16 protein-coding genes and 3 tRNA genes are annotated in these 20,829 nt (G+C 48.8%); 12 read left to right on the top strand and 7 right to left on the bottom strand.

Annotation, left to right across the window (positions count from 1 at the left end; translation table 11 throughout):
• Positions 1-145: 145 nt before the first annotated feature.
• Together pgm and seqA are read right to left on the bottom strand one after the other, a co-directional pair.
• Positions 146-1,786, bottom strand: coding sequence for a phosphoglucomutase (alpha-D-glucose-1,6-bisphosphate-dependent) (pgm, locus tag JK216_RS05880; RefSeq protein ID WP_212708393.1), 1,641 nt, complete (start codon positions 1,784-1,786; stop codon positions 146-148).
• 30 nt (positions 1,787-1,816) lie between these two features.
• Positions 1,817-2,362 (bottom strand): replication initiation negative regulator SeqA, encoded by a 546-nt coding sequence (seqA, locus tag JK216_RS05875; RefSeq protein ID WP_212708394.1) that lies wholly within the window; start codon positions 2,360-2,362, stop codon positions 1,817-1,819.
• A gap of 240 nt (positions 2,363-2,602) precedes the next feature.
• Here seqA and ybfF point away from each other — a divergent pair, with 240 nt between their 5' ends.
• The 4 genes from ybfF (at position 2,603) to fur (ending at position 5,242) form a co-directional block, all read left to right on the top strand.
• Positions 2,603-3,385: an esterase gene (ybfF, locus tag JK216_RS05870; protein ID WP_212708395.1), complete on the top strand. Its 783-nt coding sequence runs from the start codon at positions 2,603-2,605 to the stop codon at positions 3,383-3,385.
• 145 nt (positions 3,386-3,530) lie between these two features.
• Positions 3,531-3,806 carry a LexA regulated protein gene (ybfE, locus tag JK216_RS05865; protein WP_212708396.1) on the top strand — a complete coding sequence of 92 codons (276 nt, stop codon included), beginning with the start codon at positions 3,531-3,533 and terminating at the stop codon, positions 3,804-3,806.
• A 133-nt stretch (positions 3,807-3,939) separates the two neighbouring features.
• Positions 3,940-4,470, top strand: coding sequence for a flavodoxin FldA (fldA, locus tag JK216_RS05860; RefSeq protein ID WP_212708397.1), 531 nt, complete (start codon positions 3,940-3,942; stop codon positions 4,468-4,470).
• 325 nt (positions 4,471-4,795) lie between these two features.
• Positions 4,796-5,242 (top strand): ferric iron uptake transcriptional regulator, encoded by a 447-nt coding sequence (fur, locus tag JK216_RS05855; RefSeq protein ID WP_212708398.1) that lies wholly within the window; start codon positions 4,796-4,798, stop codon positions 5,240-5,242.
• Between the two features lie 110 nt (positions 5,243-5,352).
• Here the strand turns inward: fur and JK216_RS05850 are convergent, their stop codons facing one another.
• The 5 genes from JK216_RS05850 to nagE form a co-directional block, all read right to left on the bottom strand.
• Positions 5,353-8,013 carry a family 20 glycosylhydrolase gene (locus JK216_RS05850; protein ID WP_212711099.1) on the bottom strand — a complete coding sequence of 887 codons (2,661 nt, stop codon included), beginning with the start codon at positions 8,011-8,013 and terminating at the stop codon, positions 5,353-5,355.
• Between the two features lie 31 nt (positions 8,014-8,044).
• Positions 8,045-8,242 carry a ChiQ/YbfN family lipoprotein gene (gene chiQ, locus JK216_RS05845; protein WP_212709894.1) on the bottom strand — a complete coding sequence of 66 codons (198 nt, stop codon included), beginning with the start codon at positions 8,240-8,242 and terminating at the stop codon, positions 8,045-8,047.
• A gap of 20 nt (positions 8,243-8,262) precedes the next feature.
• Positions 8,263-9,609, bottom strand: a complete 1,347-nt coding sequence (locus JK216_RS05840; protein WP_249212923.1) for an OprD family outer membrane porin — start codon at positions 9,607-9,609, stop codon at positions 8,263-8,265.
• 373 nt (positions 9,610-9,982) lie between these two features.
• Positions 9,983-11,650 (bottom strand): glutamine--tRNA ligase, encoded by a 1,668-nt coding sequence (gene glnS / locus JK216_RS05835; protein ID WP_212711131.1) that lies wholly within the window; start codon positions 11,648-11,650, stop codon positions 9,983-9,985.
• Positions 11,651-11,799: 149 nt separating this feature from the next.
• On the bottom strand, positions 11,800-13,836 hold the full coding sequence (gene nagE, locus JK216_RS05830) for an N-acetylglucosamine-specific PTS transporter subunit IIBC (protein WP_212708440.1): 2,037 nt from the start codon (positions 13,834-13,836) through the stop codon (positions 11,800-11,802).
• Between the two features lie 337 nt (positions 13,837-14,173).
• On the opposite strand from nagE, the gene nagB reads away from it, so the two are divergent.
• The 8 genes from nagB to JK216_RS05790 all read left to right on the top strand — a co-directional run bounded on the left by nagB (position 14,174) and on the right by JK216_RS05790 (position 20,827).
• Positions 14,174-14,974 (top strand): glucosamine-6-phosphate deaminase, encoded by an 801-nt coding sequence (gene nagB / locus JK216_RS05825; protein WP_212708402.1) that lies wholly within the window; start codon positions 14,174-14,176, stop codon positions 14,972-14,974.
• 74 nt (positions 14,975-15,048) lie between these two features.
• On the top strand, positions 15,049-16,197 hold the full coding sequence (gene nagA, locus JK216_RS05820; RefSeq protein WP_212708403.1) for an N-acetylglucosamine-6-phosphate deacetylase: 1,149 nt from the start codon (positions 15,049-15,051) through the stop codon (positions 16,195-16,197).
• 7 nt (positions 16,198-16,204) lie between these two features.
• On the top strand, positions 16,205-17,425 hold the full coding sequence (locus tag JK216_RS05815) for an ROK family protein (RefSeq protein WP_212708404.1): 1,221 nt from the start codon (positions 16,205-16,207) through the stop codon (positions 17,423-17,425).
• Positions 17,426-17,463: 38 nt separating this feature from the next.
• A complete protein-coding gene (locus tag JK216_RS05810) occupies positions 17,464-18,216 on the top strand; it encodes an HAD-IIA family hydrolase (protein WP_212708405.1) in 753 nt (250 codons plus the stop codon).
• 351 nt (positions 18,217-18,567) lie between these two features.
• Positions 18,568-20,232, top strand: coding sequence for an asparagine synthase B (gene asnB / locus JK216_RS05805; protein ID WP_212708406.1), 1,665 nt, complete (start codon positions 18,568-18,570; stop codon positions 20,230-20,232).
• 331 nt (positions 20,233-20,563) lie between these two features.
• A tRNA-Met gene (locus JK216_RS05800) sits at positions 20,564-20,640 on the top strand.
• Positions 20,641-20,646: 6 nt separating this feature from the next.
• Positions 20,647-20,731: transfer RNA gene (locus tag JK216_RS05795), tRNA-Leu, on the top strand.
• A 21-nt stretch (positions 20,732-20,752) separates the two neighbouring features.
• Positions 20,753-20,827 (top strand) — tRNA-Gln (locus JK216_RS05790).
• Positions 20,828-20,829 lie beyond the last annotated feature (2 nt).

The following is a 20,829-nucleotide window of genomic DNA, read 5'->3' as shown; positions in this document are numbered from 1 at the left end:
TCGTCCCGCGCCACGTAAAGGTCCTCTTGCCTGGCGGGGATGCGCGGGGGATGGCACTGTTATTGCTTCTGCCTGGCTCAAAACTCCGGGCCGCCAGGATAAAAAAAGGCGCTGATATCAGCGCCTTTGTTACTATGGATAGCCGTCAGGCATTTTTCAGCACTTCGCTGACAATCTGTACGGCTTCTTTTTCAATTTTCTCGCGATGTTCTGCGCCGAGGAAACTCTCACAATAGATTTTGTAAGCATCTTCGGTCCCTGACGGACGTGCAGCAAACCAGCCGTTCGCGGTCATCACTTTCAGACCACCGATAGAGGCACCATTACCCGGAGCGTCAGTCAGACGGGCAATGATCGGATCGCCCGCCAGTGTCTCTGCGCTGACCATTTCAGGAGACAGCTTAGATAACGCCGCCTTCTGTGATGTACTGGCCGCAGCCTGCAGACGGTTATAACTCGGCGACCCAAATTTCTCCGCCAGGTTATCATAGTGCTGTTGCGGATTAAGTCCTGTCACAGCGGTAATTTCTGCCGCCAGCAGGCACATAATAATACCGTCTTTATCCGTGGACCATGGCGTGCCATCAAAACGCAGGAATGAAGCACCGGCGCTCTCTTCTCCACCGAACCCAAGGCTGCCATCAAACAGACCATCCACGAACCATTTGAAACCCACCGGGACTTCGACCAGTTTACGACCGAGATCCTGCACTACCCGGTCAATCATGGCACTGGACACCAGGGTTTTACCCACAGCAACTTCCGGTGACCATTGTTTACGGTGACGGAACAGATAATTAATTGCGACCGCCAGATAGTGGTTAGGATTCATTAATCCGGCTGGCGTCACGATACCATGCCGGTCATAGTCCGGATCGTTGGCAAAAGCTAAATCAAACTTATCACGCAGCGCCAGTAAGCCCGCCATTGCACATTCGGATGAACAATCCATACGGATTGCGCCATCTTTATCGAGATGCATAAAACGGAAGGTCTGATCGATAGCATCATTTACCAGCGTAATATTCAGCTGATAATGTTCTGCAATACGTGGCCAGTAGGCAATGCCTGAACCGCCCAGCGGATCAACACCGATGGTCAGATTAGCGTTTCTGATGGCATCAAAATCAATAATCTCTGCCAGCCCTTCAATATACGGCTGTACCAGATCCTGCTCATGAATCAGACCGCTGGCGGCAGCCTGTGCCGGGGTGTAACGTTTTATATCCCGTAATTCATCTTTTATCAGCTGGTTAGCACGTGCTTCAACCACTTTCGTGACATTGGTATCCGCAGGTCCGCCATTGGGCGGATTATATTTGATCCCCCCGTCTTCAGGCGGATTATGAGAAGGCGTTATGACAATACCGTCAGCCAGCGAAGCGCCACGTTTATTATGTTCGAGGATTGCGTTAGAGATAGCCGGTGTCGGTGTATAGCCATTATCCTGCTGGACAATCACTTCAACGCCATTCGCCGTCAGCACTTCCAGTACTGAAAGAATTGCTGGCTCTGAAAGTGCATGAGTATCTTTACCTACATAACATGGCCCGGTAATTCCATTTTTTTTGCGTTCCTCGGCAATAGCCTGGGCGATAGCAAGGATATGTGTTTCATTGAAGCTGTTACGTGCTGCACTACCACGGTGGCCGGAGGTGCCGAATTTAACGGCATGTTCACTGTCAGAAACATCCGGTTTCAGTACATAATATTGTGATGTCAGTTGTGCAACATTAATCAGATCACTCTGCTGAGCAGGTTGCCCTGCCCGTGGGTGATTGGCCATCGACATTTCTCCCTAACGCTTAAGTTCGGATTAAATAGTACCGCAAACTTTGTCAGCAAGCTCCTGAGGGAACTTCATCGACTGCATAATATGTTCAATCATGCTGCATTTGCGGCCGGTATTCGTATTAGTAATCACCCAATACGGGGTTCCGGGAATATGTTTTGGTTTGGTATGCGTACCATTCTGTAACAATGTTTGTTCATCACCGGCAAAATACACCCGGGTGCGGCCCTGCATGGTGGTGGTAGCTACCTGAAATTCCCGCGGGTCCAGCCGGTAGAGGGTGGATAACACCATCATAAACCGGTTAACAGCACGTTTTTGTTCCGCATATTCGTCAGATAACAGCAATTCACGTACGGTACGGACCCGATCCTGCGGGCGAGAGCCAGCTCGGGTTTCTGCCAGTAGCGGCGTATCACGTTTCTCAGACGGTATTTCCTGAGCCGCGGATTCCGCCAGCCCGGATACATTCAGCATTCTGCGTAATATATCAGAGGCACTTTCACCAATATGGTGTGTATGGCTGGCAATATAACGATAAAGATCATCGTCTATTTCAATCGTTTTCATCTTATTCCGTACTGTTATGACTGGGGTAAAATGTCTTCCTGCGCAGTTGTGCCGCTAAATATCCGGTATTCTGCGCCCGATATTTTACCAGGTGATTATAAAATTAAACTCAGCGAAGCCGGAAGCGCTGAATAGCAATTCCGCTAAAAGTCAGATAATACCCTAAACATTTTCTGCTGAGTTCATGAAAGATTAAACCATGATACCCTAAGCCAGGCTTTCAACCGTAAGAACTTTGCCATGATTTTAAACAGCCGTCTGCAAACTGAACAATTTGATGAAGAATTATCCCCGATCTTATTGATCCATGGGTTGTTTGGCAGCCTGGATAACCTGGGGGTATTGGCCCGTCATCTGAAATCCCGCGCGCCGGTGGTTCAGGTCGATGTGCGAAACCACGGACATTCTCCGCGGGCAGCAGAGATGTCCTATGCCGCCATGGCCCGGGATATGCTCGATACTCTCGACCATCTGCAACTCGGAACGGTGAATGTTATCGGCCATTCGATGGGCGGAAAAATTGCCATGGCCATGTCCGCACTGGCACCGGCACGGATCAAACGACTGGTGATGATTGATATTGCCCCGGTCGATTATCAGATTCGTCGCCATGACGATATTTTCGCAGCACTGCGGGCGGTCAGTCAGGCAGCGGTCACCCGAAGAGATGCGGCGGCGGAACTGATGAGACCCATACTCAGGGATGAGATGGTGATTAATTTTCTGCTTAAATCTTTTCATCAGGGAGAATGGTTGTTTAATGTGCCGGCTTTATGGGAAAACTACACCACCATTGCTGGCTGGGAAACCTGCCCTTGCTGGCCTCATCCGGCATTATTTATCGGCGGAGGTGCATCACCTTACCTTGACCCGCTGTACCGTACCCCGTTACTGGCACAATTTCCCTGTGCGAAAGCACATATCATTGCCGGTGCCGGTCACTGGGTCCATGCGGAAAAACCTGTGGCAGTGCTCAACGCAGTTCAGCGTTTTTTATACGGCCCGCAGAAAACTCAGGGCTGAGATGGTTTAAACATTGGCGTCCTTCATCGCACTGGAGTATGATTGCGCGCTAAATTTTTATCGTGTGCTTTTAACATGATAACGGTATTCATTCATCATAAGCTGCGTGTATCTGATACATAGCAGGTGTTCAGTTTCAAAAATCATGGCAAAAGAAAATACGGATCGTACCACGCTCGATTTGTTCGCCAACGAACGCCGGCCCGGTCGTCCCAAAACCAGTCTGCTTTCCCGGGATGAGCAATTGCGGATAAATAAGCGCAATCAACTGAAACGAGATAAAGTCCGAGGTTTACAACGGGTTGAACTCAAAATGAACACTGAAGTCGTCGATGCTCTGAACGCGCTGGCTGCGGAACGTAACCTGAGCCGCAGTGAACTTATTGAACAAATTATTCTGGCACAGCTAAAGCAGGACTGAGTTCAGGGAAACGCACTCAGGGACAAATCTGACCGGTTTACAAGTTCCGCACACATCGCAGGTCTGTTATCATCTGCGCATCTGTAGTGACATTACAATTATCTGATTCGAAGATTCAAGAGGTTATCCCCACATGGCAATCGTAGGCATCTTTTTTGGCAGCGATACCGGCAACACAGAAAACATCGCGAAAATGATCCAGAAACAATTGGGTAAAGACGTTGCTGAAGTGCACGATATCGCTAAGAGTACCAAAGAAGATTTGGAAGCTTTCGATATTCTGCTGCTGGGCATCCCGACCTGGTACTATGGCGAAGCACAATGCGACTGGGATGACTTCTTCCCGACCCTCGAAGAAATTGATTTTAACGGTAAGCTGGTTGCGCTGTTTGGTTGCGGTGATCAGGAAGACTACGCCGAATATTTCTGTGATGCACTGGGTACCCTGCGTGACATTATCGAGCCAAAAGGCGCGGTGATTGTCGGCCACTGGCCGACTGCCGGTTACCATTTTGAAGCATCCAAAGGCCTTGCCGATGACAACCACTTCCTCGGACTGGCGATTGACGAAGATCGTCAGCCAGAGCTGACTGCTGAGCGTGTCAGCCAGTGGGTAAACCAGATTTCGGACGAACTGCAGCTGAAAGAAATCCTCGAAGCTTAATAGGGGTTTTAGTATCAGTTGTGATACTGTTTACTTCAGACACTTGCGGGAACGACTAACATGACCAGAAGAACCCGCACTCTTCTTTTCGGCAGCGCCCGGCTTATAAGAGATGTCAGGGTCAGACCCTGACAGAGTTGATGCACCGGACCTGAGCACAGTAAAACACTTTATTGAAGTGTTATTGGTGCGTTGTTTTCAGGTCTGTAGTTTCAATTTTGGTGTATCAGTCCTATAATGGACTAACAATTATAAGGTCATTATCTAACAAACTTCAGGGCTTCTTGCCAAAGTCATTTTTCAAAAGTAACAGGACATAAACTGCATGACTGACAACAACTCCGCATTGAAGAAGGCTGGCCTGAAAGTTACCCTTCCAAGACTGAAAATTCTGGAAGTGCTTCAGGAACCAGAATGCCACCATGTCAGTGCGGAAGACTTGTATAAACGCCTGATCGATATGGGTGAAGAAATTGGTCTGGCCACCGTTTACCGTGTGCTTAACCAGTTTGATGATGCGGGCATCGTTACCCGTCACAACTTCGAAGGCGGTAAGTCAGTTTTTGAATTGACTCAGCAGCAACATCATGACCACCTGATCTGCCTGGATTGCGGCAGAGTGATTGAGTTCAGTGATGAGTCAATTGAACAACGCCAGCGTGAAATCGCAACCCGGTTTGGTATTAAGCTAACTAACCATAGTCTTTATCTGTATGGTCACTGTACAGAAGGTGACTGCCGCGAAGATGATTCATTACATAACGATAAATAACCCGGCCCTGTTCAGGTTGTAACTGTTATCTGATGACGGATGTTTACCGTCATAGTCTTACAGATAAAAAACCCGCAAATTGCGGGTTTTTTTATCTGCCCTTCCCTCTGTTATCCGGCCACCGGAGCTACTGAAGGACTAAAGCGTTTACCGTCAGGGCTGACGGATCTGACCAGTACGTTACCGGCCACCGCAGGAGCTTTCAGACTGTTATACGGTAGCCATTGCTGACCACCATCGACGGAATATTCAATAGCGACCCCGGGTAAAGCAGTGTTAGCCTGCAGAGTGCCGTTGATGATCACCGCGCCGGGCACAGGTATACGGTAATTTATACCGGCCGTATCCAGCCGTATCAGGGCTGACTGCCCCAAAAGATTAGCAAAGCGCTGCCAGTCATTATCCAGCCGTTGCTGATCGACATGCTGTGTTTTCCCTTTTTCAAAATACTGGTCCTGTTTATACGGTAATTCCCAGTCAGCTTTATGCCAGGCCCGCTCTGCCACGGAAAATAACCGTGGATATAACCGGTACTCCATCTGCTGATCGGTACGCACTATTTCACTCCAGACCTGTGCTGACATACCATAAGCCCCCGGCCAGTGACCGGCAGAATTGGCCGCAAAGCTGTTACCATCACGGTCCGTAGATGTTTCTGCATTTTGTGGCAGGTTATCCGGCGCGAAACTGAAGATCTTCCGCTCATCAGTGAAACGGGTTGCCCAGTAATAGCCGGGTTCCTGAGGATTCACTTCATAGGGCATATCCAGATAAAGATAATCAGGATTAGATACAATCACCCGATAACCTTTATTCGCCCAGTCATTGACTGAACTGACGCCCCCCCAATAGAGGGTATCCCAGAAATTCACCAGATTATCTCTGGTACTAAACTGACGGTTATCACTGATTTCTTTCAGTCCGTCCTGCCAGGCCTGAATACCCTTCAGCCCGTGAGATTTGGCCAGCTGGCTGACCTGCAATGCAAACCAGCCAGGTAAATGGGTGAGATCCGCAACGGCACCGGATTGCAGTAATTTATTGCAACTTGCTGATTTCTGCCACGGATGATCCTGCAACCGCATATCCCGCTGACCTTTACCCGGTTCAGGATTAGTCTTATCCGTATATCCGGCCCCGAGATAGATATTTTTGGCTTCATCCCCCCCGAAATGCCAGCGCTGTAACGGTTGCCCGGCGTCTTTATGCATACTGATAATTTCCGACATGACTTTATCAGTAAAACGCCGCGAAGAAGGCAGGCAGGGATTAACAAAACTGGTACGATCATAAAACTGTACTGTGGTCACCTGCGAGTTATCCCCGGCATCCTGAAGACGATATTCATTCGCCTCTCTGGTTTTACCTTCCGCCATCAGTTTTTTATAACGGGCTTCCATCGAAATCACTGCCGCCCGGGCATGGGCTGGCATATCGATTTCAGGGATCACCGTTATTTGTCTGGCTTTCGCATATCTCAGTATTTCCAGGTAATCTTCACGGCTGAAGAATCCGCTGCCATTGGTACCGGTATCCGGGCCGGAGCCGAGTTGCGGTAGCAAACAGCGGGTTTCACTGAGGTCATGGCAACGGCTGGCCCCGACCTGCGTCAGCTCAGGTAAACCGGGGATTTCCAGTCGCCAGCCTTCATCGTCACTCAGATGCAGATGCAGAGTATTGAGTTTATAGGCAGACATTTGAGCCAGAGTCCGCAGGATCGCGGCTTTAGAATGAAAGTTCCTGGCGACATCAATAAATATTCCACGATAAGCAAAGCGCGGCGCATCCTGTATGCGAATTTCCGGTATCAGCGGGTCACCCTGCGGCGGGATTAATTGCAATAATGACTGAAGGCCATAAAATACGCCTTGCGGATCGTAACCGGTAATCACGGTTTTATCTGCCGAAACATCCAGCCGGTATGCCCCTTGTTTTATTGCCTCACCGGTAAAATCAGCGGGGACAATGCGGGTGCTCACCGGATACCCTTCACCGGTCCGGACCCCCGCCGCTTCAAATGCCCGGTGAATCACCTGCGCACTGTCTGTCGGTAATGCCCCGAGACTAAGTACAACCCCTTGTTTCAGGCTGACATTTCCCTGCCGTATATCCACTTGTTGCGGGGTGGGGATAATCTGACCACGCAGTTGCTGGCGGCTGATTAACCGGACAGACTTATTTTTCAGGTAACGATTTTCTGCAGTCATCAGGATATTGGCATCGGTCGGGCTGCGACGCCACTGGCCCGACGGGATGTCGGTGATCTGCTGCAGATCTTCAGTATCCGTGACACGGATCACCTTCGGGGTTGCTCCGCCAGAAGTGACATACCAGCGCGGCAATACATCACTGACAGAAACCTGCCAGTATTCATTGATCAATGGCAAAACCACTGACTGCCTGGCCGGAAAGCCACGAAATTTATCCGTGGGTTCTATCTTGTGTAAATCCCCCACCAGATGCGTGATTTTAAACTGATCATTCCCGACGGACAGAATCTGTCGAATACTGGAGAAATAAATGGCCCAGTCTTTGTCATTCAGCGCTTCTCCGGGATTAGTCAGTGTGATAGAGGCACGGTAACAGGATCCCCAGTCGCCGCCCAGGGCGGCACAGTCAATACCATTGGTCGCGGCCAGATTATCCTGTACTGAAAACTTCACACCAAACTGACTTATTTTATCGATAGTCATCTGACTGGCGGTAGCCGTACTGCATAACAGCAAAGCACTGACTATACCGGCTAACACATGTTTTCGGGTATATTTCATGAGTCGTCCTTAATTCATTATGTTAATTTAATTAATTTTTTCTTATTTCATTAGTAATACGCTGGCAACGAATAACAGAGTCTTCATCATCACCGCTTTTCAGGGTATTAATACAGGCCTGATAATCACGCGGACTGACAGTTTCCATATTATTATTAAGTGGTTTTTTTATTGATGCCTGACACCCGGCCAGGCCAGATACGATAAAAAAGTACAGTAAATACTTCATAATCCGTCCTTTTACGGGAATTAAATAATATTAAAAGGTACCATCATGATAAATTTCACATCACGCTCATCCTGAAACATATTTCCGTAACCCCCGGAATAGCTGGGTATATCAGAGTGATTGCTGTATTGTGTAAAGTGCAATTTAAATAATGTTCCTTTAGCACGCCCCTGCTGTACGGTATAAATCCCATCCAGACTCCAGGAGGATTCCTTTATTTTATTCCCGGAGAAATACCAGCTATCTGCAGCCTCATTGACAGAGGACGGCTTCGCATTCCAGCCATAAGCAACCGATGCGCCTACCGCCCAGCCCGGAAGTTGCCAGCGGCTGAGGTCATACATCGCACTAAGGAATACTGCTTTTTCACCGTTGGCGTTAAAGTCAGAACGGTTATCCCACCACACATCCAGCCGGCCATTAGACGAGGAATAGGTCTGGGTCATGCGTTGCAGAAAATATCCCTGCCTGCCTGCGGCTTTTACACTGGTGGCTTCCAGACGTAAATCGACCTGACCGACACGATAACCAAAGGTTACAGCCTGTAGCCACGCCATTCCGTCATACACCTGGTTCGCCCCTTGTTGCTGAGATTTATTCCGGGAACCATAAAACTGATAACTGCTGTGTAACGGCGAACCGGCAAGGTCAACGCTATAGCTGGTTTTCAAAAAATACTGACTGATATAATTTCTGGCTTCACCATAAGCGGCTTCCAGTAACAAACCATTTTTGAAATCATACTTAGCCCCCAGTGAGTGCAGGTATGCGACTCTGGAACGGCGATCATTTTTGTAAAAACGGTCCATTTCGATATGCCACGGTGACTTATAGCGGTTGGTCCACATATAAGAAAATTTGAGAGCTCCGTAGTCTGCATAATCGAAAGCAGCTTCAGCCTCTGCGCCCTGATAGGTACCCGGTAACAGACTCCAGTGTGGTGCCAGTAATGTCTGGCCTTCTGGCTGAATATATCCGGCACGTAATTTAAAGGGACCGTATTTCATTTTTAATGCGGCTTTATATAAACTAATCCCGCTTTTATCACCGCTCCAGTCTTCAGAATAGGCTTTATTACTCGATGAAAAAGCAATTTCGTTCGGATGGCTGCTGTCACCGGACTCCGTCATTTCTATCGCAGTGAAGGCTGCAACATCAATACCGATGATATCCGCCGCATAACCCGAAGAGAAGTCCAGATTACCGTTCCATGTACCATGCGCAAGATTTGTTTTATATTTTCCAGAAGCAATATCCTTACGGTCTCTCTCCCGCTGCCAATAATAAACATTACCATTCAGCTGACTGTCATCAATAAAACCTGCCCCATTCACCTCCGGTGATAAAACGAAATAACTGCCTGTCATCAGTAACGACAGAGTTAATACTTTATAGTTACGGGTATACTCAGACATATCGCGGATCCTTCCCGATAGTAATATTCAACAGTAAAATGATTAAATAATTACAGTGATAACAGCATATCTTCCCTGCACAACGTTATTCATCGGCTTCAGAATATTTTTCGTGACGCGAATTATCAAGCTATTTCCGCGTGAAATATCAAATGCATGATAAAGTTCACAAAAAGAATAAATGTTAAAAATAATAAAAATCAGGAAGATATAATTATCGGAAATAAGCAATAATGGTAAGAGCGTTAAAATAATAATAGGTTATTTCAATCCAAAAAAAAACGCCACAAACGTGGCGTTTTTCCCGTTATTTCAGTCAGCCGATTCAGGAACCGGCTTTAGCCCAGGTATCCCGAAGTCCGACGGTGCGGTTAAAAACCAGCTTTTCAGGACAGGAATACACAGTATCAGCACAGAAATAACCTTCCCGCTCAAACTGATACGAGAAAGAAGCGACTGCATTTTGCAGGCTCTGTTCCGCATAGCCATGGCGAATTTCCAGCGATTCAGGGTTAATCGTTGACAGGAAATCGTCTTCTGCTCCGGGATTAGCGACACTGAACAGGCGATCATACAAACGGAATTCAGCAGGCACACCGGCGGTTACCGATACCCAGTGGATCACACCTTTAACTTTACGTCCGTCGGCAGGATCTTTGCTCAGCGTCTCCGTATCGCACTGGCAATAAATAGTCGTGATATTACCCGCCTCGTCTTTTTCCACCCGCTCAGCTTTTATCACATAGGCATTGCGCAGACGAACCTCTTTACCTGTCACCAGACGTTTATAATGTTTGTTGGCTTCTTCACGGAAATCAGCACGGTCAATCCAAACCTCACGGCTAAACACCACTTCACGGCTTCCCATCTCCGGGCGGTTCGGATGATTAGGCATCGATAACACTTCCGTGTGACCTTCCGCCAGGTTTTCCAACACGACACGAACCGGGTCAAGGACCGCCATCGCCCGCGGTGCATTTTCATTTAAATCATCACGAATACAGGACTCCAGCGAGGCCATTTCAACAATATTGTCCTGTTTGGTTACCCCGATACGACGGCAAAACTCACGTACAGAAGCCGCGGTGTAACCCCGACGACGCAGGCCTGAAACAGTCAGCATGCGCGGGTCGTCCCAGCCTTCCACAATATTTTCGGCCACCAGCTGTGTCAGTTTACGTTTCGACATCACCGCATATTCGAGATTCAGGCGGGAAAATTCGTACTGACGCGGGTGACTTTCAATCGAAATATTGTCCAGTACCCAGTCATACAACCGGCGGTTATCCTGGAACTCCAGAGTACAGAGTGAATGGGTAATCCCTTCCAGCGCATCGGAAATACAGTGAGTAAAGTCATACATCGGATAAATGCACCATGCATTACCGGTCTGGTGATGCTCAGCAAATTTAATCCGGTACAGCACCGGGTCACGCATGACCATAAAACTGGATGCCATATCGATTTTAGCGCGCAGGCAGGCCCTCCCCTCAGCAAACTCACCGTTGCGCATTTTCTCAAATAATGCCTGGTTTTCTGCCGGGCTGCGGTCACGGTAAGGACTGTTTTTACCCGCTGATGTCAGTGAACCACGGTATTCACGGATTTGTTCCGGAGAAAGCTCATCCACGTAAGCCAGGCCTTTCTGAATCAGTTCCATCGCGTACTGATACAACTGTTCAAAATAGTCTGAAGAATAGTGGATCTGACCATCCCACTGATATCCCAGCCATTGCACATCACGTTTAATCGACTCGACAAACTCCACGTCTTCTTTGACCGGGTTGGTGTCATCAAAGCGTAAATTACATTGCCCCTGATAGTCCTGTGCAATACCAAAGTTCAGGCAGATAGATTTCGCATGCCCAATGTGCAGGTAGCCGTTAGGTTCGGGTGGAAAACGGGTATGCACCGTGTTGTGCTTACCGCTCGCCAGATCTTCATCAATAATCTGGCGAATAAAGTTCGTTGGGCGGGCTTCAGCCTCACTCATCTCAATTTCCTCAGTACGTAGATCAGGGTGATTACCCATAAAGTTACCGGATATGATCCACAAAGCGACACCGGGAAACAACCGTTAGTTGATAAACAAAGATAAAAAAGGCAGGAATGACTTCCTGCCTGATGATCGTCCGGGAAAAATCAGCCTTTTATCTGATAAATCTCCGTTTCTCCTGCTACTACTGTCTCACCGGCCAGCAGGGTCAGCCCGCTGTAATCATCAATATTACTGATAACCACAGGGCTTATCATCGACCGCGCATGGCTATTCAGGTAATCGAGATCCATTTCCAGTATCGGCTGCCCGGCAACCACGCTGTCACCTTCCGTGATCAGACAACGGAAGCCGTTTCCTTCCAGTGCCACCGTATCCAGCCCCATATGTACCACAACTTCCGCACCGCACTCTGACTCCAGACAGAAGGCATGGTGCGTGGCAAATATTTTGACGACTGTGCCACTGAGCGGAGAGACCACCGTACTGCCTGATGGCAGGATTGCCAGACCATCGCCGACCGCCTTAGAAGCAAATGCCTCATCGGGAACGTCTTCAATCGCCACAACTTTACCGCTGACCGGTGCCACCAGAGTCGCAACAACTGGCTGAGTGCTGTTACGGGTGGCCTGTTGCGGTGTGTTTTCTGCTGCTTTGCGGGCTGCAGGCTCCGGAGTACCTGCCGCCGGTACCGGCCCTTTTTCCAGTACCGTTTTCATTGCCCTGGCGATGCTTTCGGCCTGGGTTCCGACCACAATCTGGACACTTTGTTTATTCAGACGGATCACCCCGGCCGCCCCCAGTTTTTTGGCCAGCGAATCATTCACCCGCTCAGCGTCGGCCACATTAAGACGCAGGCGTGTAATGCAGGCATCAATAGCCGTCAGGTTATCTGAACCTCCGACAGCACCAATATAACGCCTTGCCAGAGTCTCCGTGGCTGATTCTTTACTGTCAGCAGGCTCAATATCTTCATCATAACCATCTGATTCATCACCACTGACCGCCAGTTCACGGCCCGGTGTTTTCAGATTAAATTTCAGAATAGTGAACCGGAAAACAACGTAGTAGATAACAAAGAACACCAGTCCCTGAGGGATCAACATATACCAGTGTGTCGCCAGCGGATTACGGGTCGACAAGACCAGGTCCACCAGTCCGGCACTGAAACCGAATCCGGCAATCCAGTGCATAGATGCAGCAATAAAGACCGAAATACCGGTCAGCACGGCATGTATCAGATACAGCACCGGGGCAACAAACATAAATGAAAATTCAAGAGGTTCGGTAATACCGGTGAAAAATGCAGCGAAAGCCGCGGCCAGCATAATACTGCCGACTTTGGCACGGTTTTCCGGGCGAGCACACTGCCAGATAGCCAGCGCAGCACCGGGTAAACCAAACATCATCACCGGAAAGAAACCCGCCTGATAACGCCCGGTAATACCGACAATGCCGGTTCCGTTGGCAATAGATTCAGCGCCGCCGAGAAATTTAGGGATATCGTTAATACCGGCCACATCAAACCAGAACACAGAATTCAGCGCATGGTGCAAACCGACCGGAATCAGTAAACGGTTAAAAAAGGCATAGATCCCTGCGCCTGCCGCCCCCAGTTTCTGGATATGTTCGCCAAAAGAGACCAGCACACCAAAGATCACCGGCCAGATATACATCAGTAAAAAGGCCACCACAATCATCAGAAACGATACCAGGATCGGCACCAGCCGTCGGCCACTGAAAAAAGACAGCGCTTTGGGTAATTCCACATGGCTGAAACGGTTATAGACTTCTGCTGAAAGGATCCCGACCAGTATACCGACAAACTGATTATTAATTTTTCCGAAAGCCGCAGGAACCTGGTCAACAGGGATCTTTTGTATCATTGAGACGGCGGCCGGTGAACACAGCGTCGTCACCACCAGGAAGCCGACAAACCCGGTTAATGCGGCAGAGCCATCTTTGTCTTTCGATAAACCATAGGCTACCCCGATAGCAAATAACACTGACATATTATCAATAATTGCCGACCCGGATTTAATCAGCAGGGCAGCTAACGCATTTCCTGCCCCCCAGGCATCCGGATCCAGCCAGTAACCTACCCCCATCAGAATGGCGGCAGCGGGTAAGGTTGCAACCGGCACCATCAGTGCACGCCCGACTTTCTGTAAATAACCGATTATATTCACTAATCTCCCCTCTGAAACAGGCTGTTCAACGCCTATGCCTGCCGAACCTTACATCGTAAGTCATTCAGACAGTGCCAGCACCAAAACTCTCTGCGATTGAGTGTATGTAGTTTTTAATTCGCTTCGCAAATTAATTCCCGTTTTATCGTGATTAAAATCAACAAAAATTACATTGCAAGATAGATGCCACTGGTAATAACTCACTACTTATTTTATGATTTTAATTATCGATACAGCATCCCTGCCAGAGTGTTATTGTGTCGGCCCTTAATCCGCAACAACCGGCACTCTCTCACCGTTAACTGATTTGTTTACTGAATTGAGGTAATGTATGAGACTCATCCCGCTGGAAACCTCAGCCGAAGTTGCATGCTGGGCAGCCAGGCATATCACCCAACGCATTAATGCCTTCGCTCCGAATGCCGACCGTCCTTTTATTCTCGGCTTACCCACCGGAAGCACGCCCCGGCAAACCTACCAGCATTTGATCCGGATGCACCAAAATGGTGAGGTCAGCTTTAAGCACGTTGTGACCTTTAATATGGACGAATATGTCGGTTTACCCAGACAGCATCCGGAAAGCTATCATACGTTTATGCACCGGAATTTCTTTGACCATATTGATATTCCGGCCGACAACATTAATCTGCTGGACGGTAATGCCAGTGATGTTGATGCCGAATGTCAGCGCTATGAAAATAAAATCCGCCAGTACGGTAAAGTTCACCTGTTTATGGGCGGTGTGGGTAATGACGGCCATATCGCTTTTAATGAACCGGCATCCTCACTGGCATCCCGGACACGTATTAAAACCCTGACTCAGGAAACCCGTCTTGCTAATTCACGTTTTTTTGGCGGTGATGTCAGTCAGGTGCCAAAACATGCGCTGACCGTTGGTGTCGGAACACTGCTGGATGCTGAAGAAATCATGATTCTGGTGAACGGACAGGTAAAGTCACTGGCACTGCAGGCTGCAGTGGAAGGCAATGTTAATCACCTCTGGACCATCAGTTGCCTGCAATTACACGCTAAATCCATTATCGTCTGTGACGAACCTGCCACCGGTGAACTGAAAGTAAAAACCGTAAAGTACTTCCGTGAAATGGAAGCTGATAATATAAAAGATATTTAACTCAGCAAGTAATGCAGATAACGGATCCCCGCCCGGTGTGACGGGCCGCTTTATTATCTGACGGAGAACCTCAAATGTACGCTTTAGTGAATGGCCGGATTTATACGGGATATCAGGTACTTGATGATCATGCGGTTCTGATCAAAGACGGACGGATTGCACAACTCTGCCCTGCCCGTCAGTTACCGGAAAATACCCCCCGCCATGACGTGTCAGGGGCAATCATCTCTCCCGGCTTTATTGACCTGCAATTGAATGGCTGTGGCGGTGTACAGTTTAACGATGAGTTATCCGCTCTGAGTATCGACACACTGGCGATCATGCAACGGGCCAACGAAAAATCCGGCTGCACCAGTTTTCTGCCGACTCTGATAACCAGTACCGACGAGATGATCATTAAAGCTGTTAAGACCATGCAGCAATGGCTGACGCAACATAAACACCAGGCGCTGGGGCTGCATATTGAAGGCCCCTGGTTGAATAAAATTAAAAAAGGGACCCACAATCCGGACTTAATCCGCCCCGTAACTGCAGAATTATTAAAATTTCTTTGTGATAATGCTGATGCCGTTAGTCAGATCACTCTGGCACCGGAAAATGTGAGCGCAGAAGACATCCGCGCCTTACGTAAAGCAGGTATTATCGTTTCAGCGGGCCATTCTAATGCCACTTATGCCAGGGCCATCGAGGGCTTCGATGCCGGCATTACCAGCGCGACTCACCTGTATAATGCGATGACCGCAGCCGCCGGCCGTGAACCGGGATTAACAGGGGCGATCTTTGACTCCCCGCAGGTCTACTGTGGTGTTATCGCGGATGGCCTGCATGTTCATTATGCCAATATTCGTAATGCCAAAGCCATCAAAGGTGACAAGCTGATGCTGGTCACCGATGCCACTGCCCCGGCCGGGGCCGATATTGAACAGTTCATTTTTGCCGGTAAAACAATATACTATCGCAACGGCTTGTGTGTGGATGAGCAGGGTACGCTAAGTGGTTCTTCACTGACCATGATTGAAGCCGTGCGTAATTGTGTTGAACATGCAGGATTCTCTCTGGAGGAAACCCTGCGCATGGCAACTCTCTATCCGGCCAGGGCTATGGGCGCAGAGGAACAGCTGGGGTCGATTCAGCAAGGCAAAGTAGCCAACCTGACTGTTTTTTCTCGTGACTTTACAATATTAAAAACTATCGTTAATGGTGACGTGGTTTTCAGCAGGTAAGTATTTAATGGGCACTGGCAGACAGACGCAAATTGGTAATATTGATCTTGTTAAGCAATTAAACAGCGCAGCAGTATATCGCCTGATTGATCAGGAGGGACCTATATCCCGGATACAGATTGCAGAAATCAGCCAGCTTGCCCCCGCCAGCGTTACCAAAATTACCCGCCAGCTGATTGAGCGCGGACTGATTAAAGAAGTCGAGCAGCAGGCATCCACCGGCGGACGACGGGCAATTTCTATTGTGACCGAAAACCACGGTTTCCATACCATTGCAGTACGTCTGGGCCGCCAGGATGCTACCCTGGCACTGTTTGACTTAGGTGGCGAATTACTGGCCGAACAACACTACCCTGTTCCATACAGCGAACAGGATGCCGTCGAAGCTGCATTATTTTCAGCTATCGATAGCTTTATGCAGCAACAGCACAGGGTACTGAAAGAAATCATTGCCATCGCCGTTATTTTGCCGGGCCTGGTCGATCCGGAACGCGGTGTAGTGCGCTTTATGCCACATATTGGTAAAACTCACTGGCCACTGGTGAAAAATCTGACCGCCCGTTTTAATATTGCCAGCTTCGTCGGCCACGATATTCGCAGCCTGGCCCTGGCCGAACACTATTTTGGCGCTACCCGTGATTGCGCAGATTCCTTACTGGTGCGTATTCACCGTGGAACCGGTGCCGGAATTATTGTGAACGGTAATATTTTTCTCGGCAGTAATGGAAACGTCGGGGAAATTGGCCATATACAGGTTGATCCTTTAGGTGAGCGTTGTTACTGCGGTAACTTTGGCTGTCTGGAAACGATTGCCTCGAACAATGCAATTACAGAAAAAGCACAGAAACTAATAGCAGAAGGCTATCCCGGTACGCTGCACCCGTCAGCCACCGGCATCGCCGATATCTGCCGGGCCGCCTGTGAGGGTGATACCATGGCCCGGGCGCTGATCACCGACGTGGGCATCCATCTGGGTAAAGCGCTGGCGATGGCCATTAATCTGTTTAACCCACAAAAAGTTGTACTGGCAGGAGAGATCACCGCCGCAGAAGAGATACTCTTCCCGGTGATCCGCAGCTGTATTGATAATCAGGCACTGAATGATTTTCGTCAGAACCTGCCGGTGGTACGTTCACAACTGGATAACCGCTCTGCTATTGGTGCTTTCGCGCTGGCCAAACGTGCGATGCTGAACGGCATCCTGCTGCAGCATTTACTGGAAGAATAATAACGTAATTTTGCAACTCTACTTGCGGATGGTAATGAATGACGATTAAGAATGTGATTTGCGATATTGACGGCGTTTTAATGCATGATAATACGGCCGTTGAGGGTGCTAAAGAATTTCTGCACGGTTTACTGGAAAAAGAAATTCCGCTGGTGGTACTGACCAATTATCCGTCACAGACAGAGCAGGATCTTGCTAACCGTTTCTCTTCTGCTGGTATTACCCTGCCCGAATCTGCTTTCTATACCTCGGCCATGGCCACCGCAGATTTTTTACGCCGCCAGGAAGGGAAAAAAGCCTATGTCATTGGCGAAGGCGCACTTATTCATGAATTGTACAAAGCCGGATTTACGATTACTGATATCAACCCCGACTTTGTGATTGTCGGAGAGACCCGGTCTTTTAACTGGGAAATGATGCATAAAGCGGCATTCTTTATCGTCAACGGTGCACGCTTTATTGCGACCAACCCTGACTCTCACGGGCGTGGTTTTGTCCCGGCGTGCGGTGCGTTATGTGCCGGTATTGAGCGAATTTCAGGGCGTAGTCCGTTCGTGGTCGGTAAACCCAGCCCCTATATTATGCGGGCAGCTCTTAACAAAATGCATGCCCATTCCGAAGACACGGTAATTATCGGCGATAATCTGCGAACCGATATTCTGGCCGGATTCCAGGCCGGTTTAAAAACGGTTCTGGTGTTATCGGGTGTATCACAGGCGGAAGATGTCAGTCAGTTACCCTTCAGGCCGGACTGGATTTATCCATCAGTCGCTGATATAGACCTGTTCTGAACCAGAGTATTTTCTGATAACACACCCGGTGCCGGTTAAAGATATCTTCAGGGTATCCGCTTCCGGCACGATTAATATACCCGAACCCGCTCATTCCTTGTCGGGCGAGCAGAGTATAAAAAACAGACGGAAAGGCAGTTTCTTTAAATTAAATTCAAAAAACACCCACAAAAACTGAATATTTTTTAATATTACAGCCCTGCAAACCACTATTTCCAATTTCAGAATTAAATGACTTGCCAACCTCCGGTGTAATAGCGCATTTTCTTATATATCGCGCCCGGACAGGCAGCTGTTAATCACTATTATTTATTCTGACAATATTACCGTCTATGCACTCAGGAGTAGCTTATGTGTTCGATTTTTGGGGTTCTGGATCTGAAAACGGATCCCGTTGAATTGCGTAAAAAAGCGCTGGAACTTTCGCGTCTGATGCGTCACCGTGGCCCGGACTGGTCAGGTATTTATGCTGATGATAATGCGATTCTGGCCCATGAACGCTTATCAATTGTTGACGTCAATAACGGAGCACAACCACTGTACAACGCAGCCGGTACCCACGTTCTGGCGGTCAACGGCGAAATCTATAACCATCGCGCACTGCGTGCAGAACTGAGTGACCGCTATCAGTTCCAGACAGACTCAGACTGTGAAGTTATTCTGGCCCTGTATCAGGAAAAAGGTATCGATTTCCTCGACGATTTACAGGGGATGTTTGCCTTCATTCTTTACGATAAAGAAAAAAACAGCTGGCTGATCGGCCGCGATCATATCGGGATTATCCCGCTGTATATTGGTTATGATGAGCACGGTAACCTGTTTGCTGCCTCTGAGATGAAAGCACTGGTACCGGTGTGTCGTACTATCAGCGAATTCCCGCCGGGAAGCTATATGTCCAGCACCGACGGAGAAATTCGTCAGTACTACCAGCGTGACTGGATGGAATATGACAATGTTGCTAATAACAAGACTGATGCGGCTGCACTGAAAGAAGCGCTGGAAGAGTCAGTGAAAAGCCATCTGATGTCAGATGTACCTTACGGAGTCTTATTATCAGGCGGCCTGGATTCGTCGATTATTTCGGCTGTTACCAAGCGTTTTGCGGCCAGACGTATTGAAGATCAGGATAAAAGTGATGCCTGGTGGCCTCAGCTGCACTCTTTCGCCGTTGGCCTGAAAGGCGCACCGGACCTGAAAGCAGCCAAAGAAGTGGCTGATTCGCTGGGGACTGTACACCATGAAATTCACTTCACCGAGCAGGAAGGGCTGGATGCTATCCGTGATGTGATTTATCACATCGAAACTTACGATGTTACCACCATCAGGGCATCCACCCCGATGTACCTGATGTCGCGTAAGATCAAAGCGATGGGCATTAAAATGGTGCTGTCAGGTGAAGGTGCGGACGAAGTGTTTGGTGGTTATCTGTATTTCCACAAAGCGCCTGATGCCCGAGAATTCCACGAGGAAAACGTCCGTAAACTGGCAGCACTGCATATGTACGATTGCGCCAGAGCGAACAAAGCCATGTCCGCATGGGGAGTAGAAGCCCGTGTGCCTTTTCTGGATAAAAAATTCCTCGATGTGGCCATGCGTATTAACCCGGCAGATAAAATGTGTGGCAGTAACGGAAAAATGGAAAAACACATTCTGCGTGAATGCTTCTCTTCCTATCTGCCGGAAAGCGTGGCATGGCGTCAGAAAGAGCAGTTTTCTGATGGTGTCGGCTATAGCTGGATCGATACACTGAAAGCAGTCGCGGCCAGCCAGATCACTGATCAGCAACTTGAGATGGCGCACTTCCGTTTCCCGTACAATACACCCGCGTCGAAAGAAGCCTTTTTGTACCGTGAGATATTTGAAGAGTTGTTCCCTGTTGCGACGGCCGCAGAATGTGTGCCTGGCGGTCCTTCGGTCGCCTGCTCCTCGGCGAAAGCCATTGAATGGGACGACGCTTTCAAAACCATGGATGACCCGTCAGGACGTGCCGTAGGCGTCCACCAGTCAGCCTACTGATTTATTATTCCCCTGTTTATCGGGCCGCGTTTTCGCGGCCTTTTTTATGGGCACCGTCCGGTGATTTACTGCAGTCCCGTCAGCGGACCGGAGCGCAGCTTAGCCATGATGGCACGGTCAGTTTCTCCTTATATCCCCCGCAGTTCGGTCTTATCCGCAGGATCGGGTAAAGCAACAGCACAAAACGACCAACAATTCACCATTATGGTTATTCACCATTCAAACAAACCCTTTCAGGTAAAAAACGTCAAAAAACTTGTTGACGATCATGGGTCAACTCCGCATAATGCGCCCCGCAACGCCGATGAAGGTAACGCAAAAACATACGTATGGCTACGTAGCTCAGTTGGTTAGAGCACATCACTCATAATGATGGGGTCACAGGTTCGAATCCCGTCGTAGCCACCATGTTTTGCGGGAGTGGCGAAATTGGTAGACGCACCAGATTTAGGTTCTGGCGCCGCAAGGTGTGCGAGTTCAAGTCTCGCCTCCCGCACCATTATCTTCAGAGTTTAGCAGGTGGGATATCGCCAAGCGGTAAGGCACCGGTTTTTGATACCGGCATTCCCTGGTTCGAATCCAGGTATCCCAGCCAAT

The sequence above is a fragment of the Tatumella sp. JGM94 genome, assembly GCF_018257595.1.
Classification (GTDB): Bacteria; Pseudomonadota; Gammaproteobacteria; order Enterobacterales; family Enterobacteriaceae; genus Tatumella; species Tatumella punctata.
This window is presented reverse-complemented; position numbering and strand designations above follow the sequence as displayed.

Coding starts and splice junctions, on each gene's coding strand:
- pgm (WP_212708393.1), bottom strand. CDS start 1,786: ATGGCCAATCACCCACGGGCAGGGCAACCTGCTCAGCAGAGTGATCTG.
- seqA (WP_212708394.1), bottom strand. CDS start 2,362: ATGAAAACGATTGAAATAGACGATGATCTTTATCGTTATATTGCCAGC.
- ybfF (WP_212708395.1), top strand. CDS start 2,603: ATGATTTTAAACAGCCGTCTGCAAACTGAACAATTTGATGAAGAATTA.
- ybfE (WP_212708396.1), top strand. CDS start 3,531: ATGGCAAAAGAAAATACGGATCGTACCACGCTCGATTTGTTCGCCAAC.
- fldA (WP_212708397.1), top strand. CDS start 3,940: ATGGCAATCGTAGGCATCTTTTTTGGCAGCGATACCGGCAACACAGAA.
- fur (WP_212708398.1), top strand. CDS start 4,796: ATGACTGACAACAACTCCGCATTGAAGAAGGCTGGCCTGAAAGTTACC.
- JK216_RS05850 (WP_212711099.1), bottom strand. CDS start 8,013: ATGAAATATACCCGAAAACATGTGTTAGCCGGTATAGTCAGTGCTTTG.
- chiQ (WP_212709894.1), bottom strand. CDS start 8,242: ATGAAGTATTTACTGTACTTTTTTATCGTATCTGGCCTGGCCGGGTGT.
- JK216_RS05840 (WP_249212923.1), bottom strand. CDS start 9,609: ATGACAGGCAGTTATTTCGTTTTATCACCGGAGGTGAATGGGGCAGGT.
- glnS (WP_212711131.1), bottom strand. CDS start 11,650: ATGAGTGAGGCTGAAGCCCGCCCAACGAACTTTATTCGCCAGATTATT.
- nagB (WP_212708402.1), top strand. CDS start 14,174: ATGAGACTCATCCCGCTGGAAACCTCAGCCGAAGTTGCATGCTGGGCA.
- nagA (WP_212708403.1), top strand. CDS start 15,049: ATGTACGCTTTAGTGAATGGCCGGATTTATACGGGATATCAGGTACTT.
- JK216_RS05815 (WP_212708404.1), top strand. CDS start 16,205: ATGGGCACTGGCAGACAGACGCAAATTGGTAATATTGATCTTGTTAAG.
- JK216_RS05810 (WP_212708405.1), top strand. CDS start 17,464: ATGACGATTAAGAATGTGATTTGCGATATTGACGGCGTTTTAATGCAT.
- asnB (WP_212708406.1), top strand. CDS start 18,568: ATGTGTTCGATTTTTGGGGTTCTGGATCTGAAAACGGATCCCGTTGAA.